Origin of the sequence: Pseudomonas sp. CM25 (assembly GCF_013179705.1) — a bacterium.
In the GTDB taxonomy this organism is placed as follows: domain Bacteria; phylum Pseudomonadota; class Gammaproteobacteria; order Pseudomonadales; family Pseudomonadaceae; genus Aquipseudomonas.
Genome location: NZ_JABMCW010000459.1, coordinates 1 through 3,558, shown reverse-complemented (window position 1 = coordinate 3,558; position 3,558 = coordinate 1). Strand labels below are relative to the sequence as shown.

The 3,558-nt window shown below is 65.7% G+C and carries 5 protein-coding genes; 4 read left to right on the top strand and 1 reads right to left on the bottom strand.

Annotated elements, in window-relative coordinates; translation table 11 throughout:
• Positions 1-169 precede the first annotated feature (169 nt).
• Positions 170-373, bottom strand: coding sequence for a twin transmembrane helix small protein (locus tag HP546_RS27800; protein ID WP_054902213.1), 204 nt, complete (start codon positions 371-373; stop codon positions 170-172).
• 63 nt (positions 374-436) lie between these two features.
• On the opposite strand from HP546_RS27800, the gene HP546_RS27795 reads away from it, so the two are divergent.
• The 4 genes from HP546_RS27795 to cyoE all read left to right on the top strand — a co-directional run.
• The gene (locus tag HP546_RS27795) at positions 437-1,174 is read left to right on the top strand and encodes an SURF1 family protein (protein ID WP_172232297.1); all 738 of its coding nucleotides are present in this window, start codon (positions 437-439) and stop codon (positions 1,172-1,174) included.
• Positions 1,143-1,724: a hypothetical protein gene (locus HP546_RS27790; RefSeq protein WP_172232294.1), complete on the top strand. Its 582-nt coding sequence runs from the start codon at positions 1,143-1,145 to the stop codon at positions 1,722-1,724. Before HP546_RS27795 ends, HP546_RS27790 begins: the two co-directional genes overlap by 32 nt.
• A gap of 9 nt (positions 1,725-1,733) precedes the next feature.
• Positions 1,734-2,813 carry a heme A synthase gene (locus HP546_RS27785; RefSeq protein ID WP_172232291.1) on the top strand — a complete coding sequence of 360 codons (1,080 nt, stop codon included), beginning with the start codon at positions 1,734-1,736 and terminating at the stop codon, positions 2,811-2,813.
• Positions 2,798-3,558, top strand: a 761-nt coding sequence (cyoE, locus tag HP546_RS27780) for a heme o synthase (protein ID WP_172232288.1), incomplete at its 3' end; no start/stop codon positions are given. The genes HP546_RS27785 and cyoE, both read left to right, overlap by 16 nt.

The following is a 3,558-nucleotide window of genomic DNA, read 5'->3' as shown; positions in this document are numbered from 1 at the left end:
ACTGGCACTTCGTCGATGTGGTGTGGGTGGGGTTGTTCATCTTTGTCTATGTGCTCTAGGGCCAATCGCCGGCAAGCCAGCTCTCACAGGGGCCCACTGGACCTGGCGCATGTGGGGTTCCTGTGCGAGCTGGCTTGCCGGCGATGAGGCCATCAAAGCAAATGCAGATTCAGAAGGGGGCGTGTGAAACCAGCTGACCACTGATGAAGCCCCAGGCCACCAGGCCGATGGTCAGGGCAGCCAGGGTCACGCGCACGGTCAGCGCCTTGAGCAAGCGGGTCGAGTTTTCATCGTCCTTGACCAGAAACACCAGGCCACTGAACAGGCTGGCAACCGTGGCCAACAGCATCAGGACAATCGCGGCCTTGAGCATGGCGACACTCCGGGGGGATGCGGTGATGTGGATAAGTATAGCGATCGACCGGGCGAGGCTGCGATGAAGCCGTTTCGCCCAGGCTGGGTACCCACCCTGGTGGTGCTTGCACTGCTGCCGGGGCTGGTCGCGCTTGGCTGCTGGCAACTCGGCCGTGCCGAAGAAAAGCGCGCACTGCTGGCCAGCTATGCCGAACGGCGGGTCGAGGTGCCATTGGCCACCACCCAGCTGACGGCGGATGAAGACAATGCCTTCCGCCGTGTGCATCTATACGGTCGCTTCGACGCCGGGCACAGCGTGTTGCTGGACAACCGCATGCGCGACGGCCAGGCCGGGGTCGAATTGCTGCAACCCTTCCATGACCAGGCCAGCGGGCAGTGGCTGCTGGTCAATCGTGGCTGGCTGCCATGGCCAGACCGCCGCGTGCCGGTGCATTTCGGCACCCCAACCCAGGCGTTGGCGCTGGACGCTGCGGTGTATGTATCGCCGGGCCACACCTTCCAGCTACATCCCGATCCGCTCGGCGGCCAATGGCCGCACCTGCTGACTGCCGTCGACGCCGCCCAGCTGTGGCAGCAGCTCGACCGCGAAGGCTATGCCCATGAACTGCGCCTGGAACCAGGGCCGGCGACCTATCGCCTGGACTGGCCAGTAGTCGCCATGGGCCCGGAAAAACACCTGGGGTACGCCGTGCAGTGGTTTGCCCTGGCGGCTGCCCTGCTGCTGCTTTACCTCTATTTCGGCTGGCACCACAACAAGGAGAAACGCCATGGCCACCGCCACTCCACTGGACCTGCCTGAACCCGGCAAACCCAGAGCCCGCGGGCGTTTGCAGCTGTTGTTGATTCTGCTGGTGGTGCTCGGGCCGATGATCCTGGCCACCAGCATGTACAAGCTCAAGTTCTGGGTACCGGAAGGCCGCAGCTACCACGGCGCCATGATCGGCAATGGCGAGAGCCGTACCGACCTCGGCGTGGCGGGCCACGACGAGCGCTGGCAGCTGTTGGTGAGCGCACCCCAGGCCTGTGCCGAGGACTGCCAGCGCCTGGTCTACCTGGCCCGGCAGATCCAGGTCGGGCTAGGCCGGGATGCCAGCCGTGCCAGCCATGCGCTGGCTGCCGCCCAGCCGCTGAGCGCTGACTACCAGGCGTTGCTCGGTCGCGAATATCCACAATTGCAACGCTACCCGCTGGACGCTCCGCGCTACCTGCAGAAGGTCGGCGAGCCCGGCCCCAAGCTGTGGATCGTCGACCCGCACGGCAACCTGGTACTGCGCTATGACGGCAAGGTCAACGGCAAGCACGTGCTGGACGACCTGCGCCACCTGCTCAAGCTGTCCAATATCGGCTAGGAGCCTGCCATGGCCAGACCTGGATTCCGCATAGCTGTGTTCGCCACCTTGCTGGCACTGGTGGTTGTCCTGCTCGGTGCCTATACCCGCCTGACCCACGCCGGCCTCGGCTGCCCTGACTGGCCGGGTTGCTATGGCTTCATCAGCGTGCCCAAGAGCGAAGCACAGTTGGCGCATGCCGAGCTGCACTTCCCCGAGCACCCCGTGGAAGCCGCAAAGGGCTGGGCCGAGATGGTCCACCGCTATTTCGCCGGCACCCTGGCTATGGTCATTGCCCTGCTTGCCTTGCAAGCGGTGCGCCGGCACGCCCGCGACGGCCAGCCCTATCGGCTGCCCGTGCTGTTGCTGGGGGTGGTGCTGGCGCAGGCGGCCTTCGGCATGTGGACGGTCACCTTGAAACTGTGGCCGCAGGTGGTCACGGCGCACCTGCTTGGTGGCTTCACCACATTGAGCCTGCTGTTCCTGTTGTCCCTGCGGCTGTCCCGGGCCTTTGCGCCATTGCCCAAGCTGCCGTTGAGCCTGCGCCGCATTGCGGCCCTGGCCCTGCTGGTGGTGATCGGCCAGATTGCCCTGGGCGGCTGGGTGAGCGCCAACTATGCAGCCGTCGCCTGTATCGACCTGCCTACCTGCCATGGCCAATGGTGGCCTGCGGCGGATTTCAGCAACGGCTTCCACCTTACCCAGCATGTCGGCCCCAATTACCTGGGTGGGCAACTGGACAGTGATGCGCGCACGGCCATCCACATCAGCCACCGCCTGGGCGCGCTGCTGGTTACCGGTGTGCTAATGATGCTCAGCTGGAAGCTGCACCGCTGCGGCCTTCCCGGCCTGGGGCGGCTGGTGTTGCTGGCGCTGGCGGTGCAGATCGGCCTGGGCATCAGCAATGTGCTGCTGCACCTGCCCTTGGCTGTGGCCGTTGCGCACAACGCCGGCGGGGCGCTGTTGCTGCTGAGCATGGTGCTGGTGAACTACCGCATCCGCGTGGTCGACAAGGTTCGGGTCGGTGTCGGCCAAGGCTGGCGCCTGCGGCCGGTTGTCGGCGTGGGCATTTCCCATCACATGAGGAACGACTCGTGGCGACGCTTCTGAGTACACGGCGGGCCAGCTGGCGCGATTACCTGGAGCTGACCAAGCCCAAGGTGGTGGTGCTGATGCTGATCACCTCGCTGGCAGGCATGTTCCTCGCCACCCGCGCGGGTGTGAGCTGGAACGTGCTGCTGTTCGGCAACCTGGGCATAGGTTTGTGCGCCGGCGGCGCGGCGGTGGTCAACCACGTGGTGGACCGGCGCATCGACGCGCTGATGGCGCGCACCCACAAGCGGCCCCTGGCCCAAGGCCGCGTCGAGCCGCTGCCGGCGCTGCTGTTTGCCCTGGCGCTGGCGTTGCTGGGCATGGCCTTGCTGCTGGTGTTCACCAACGCCCTCACCGCCTGGCTGACCCTGGCCTCGCTGCTGGGCTACGCGGTGTTGTACACCGGCTTCCTCAAACGTGCCACGCCGCAGAACATCGTCATTGGTGGCCTGGCCGGTGCCGCGCCGCCGCTGCTGGGCTGGGTCGCGGTCAGTGGCCATGTCAGCGCCGAGCCGTTGCTGCTGGTACTGATCATCTTCGCCTGGACCCCGCCGCACTTCTGGGCCCTGGCCATCCACCGCAAGGAGGAATACGCCAAGGCCGAGATCCCGATGCTGCCGGTGACCCACGGCGAGCGCTACACCAAGCTGCATATCCTGCTGTACACCTTGATATTGCTGGCGGTGAGCCTGTTGCCGTATGCCATTCACATGAGCGGCCCGCTGTACCTGGGCTGTGCACTGGTGCTGGGGCTGCGCTTCCT

What these genes read in the sequence shown, in the direction of transcription:
- HP546_RS27785 (WP_172232291.1), top strand. Translation starts at nt 1,734, where the DNA reads ATGGCCAGACCTGGATTCCGCATAGCTGTGTTCGCCACCTTGCTGGCA.
- HP546_RS27795 (WP_172232297.1), top strand. Translation starts at nt 437, where the DNA reads ATGAAGCCGTTTCGCCCAGGCTGGGTACCCACCCTGGTGGTGCTTGCA.
- HP546_RS27790 (WP_172232294.1), top strand. Translation starts at nt 1,143, where the DNA reads ATGGCCACCGCCACTCCACTGGACCTGCCTGAACCCGGCAAACCCAGA.
- HP546_RS27800 (WP_054902213.1), bottom strand. Translation starts at nt 373, where the DNA reads ATGCTCAAGGCCGCGATTGTCCTGATGCTGTTGGCCACGGTTGCCAGC.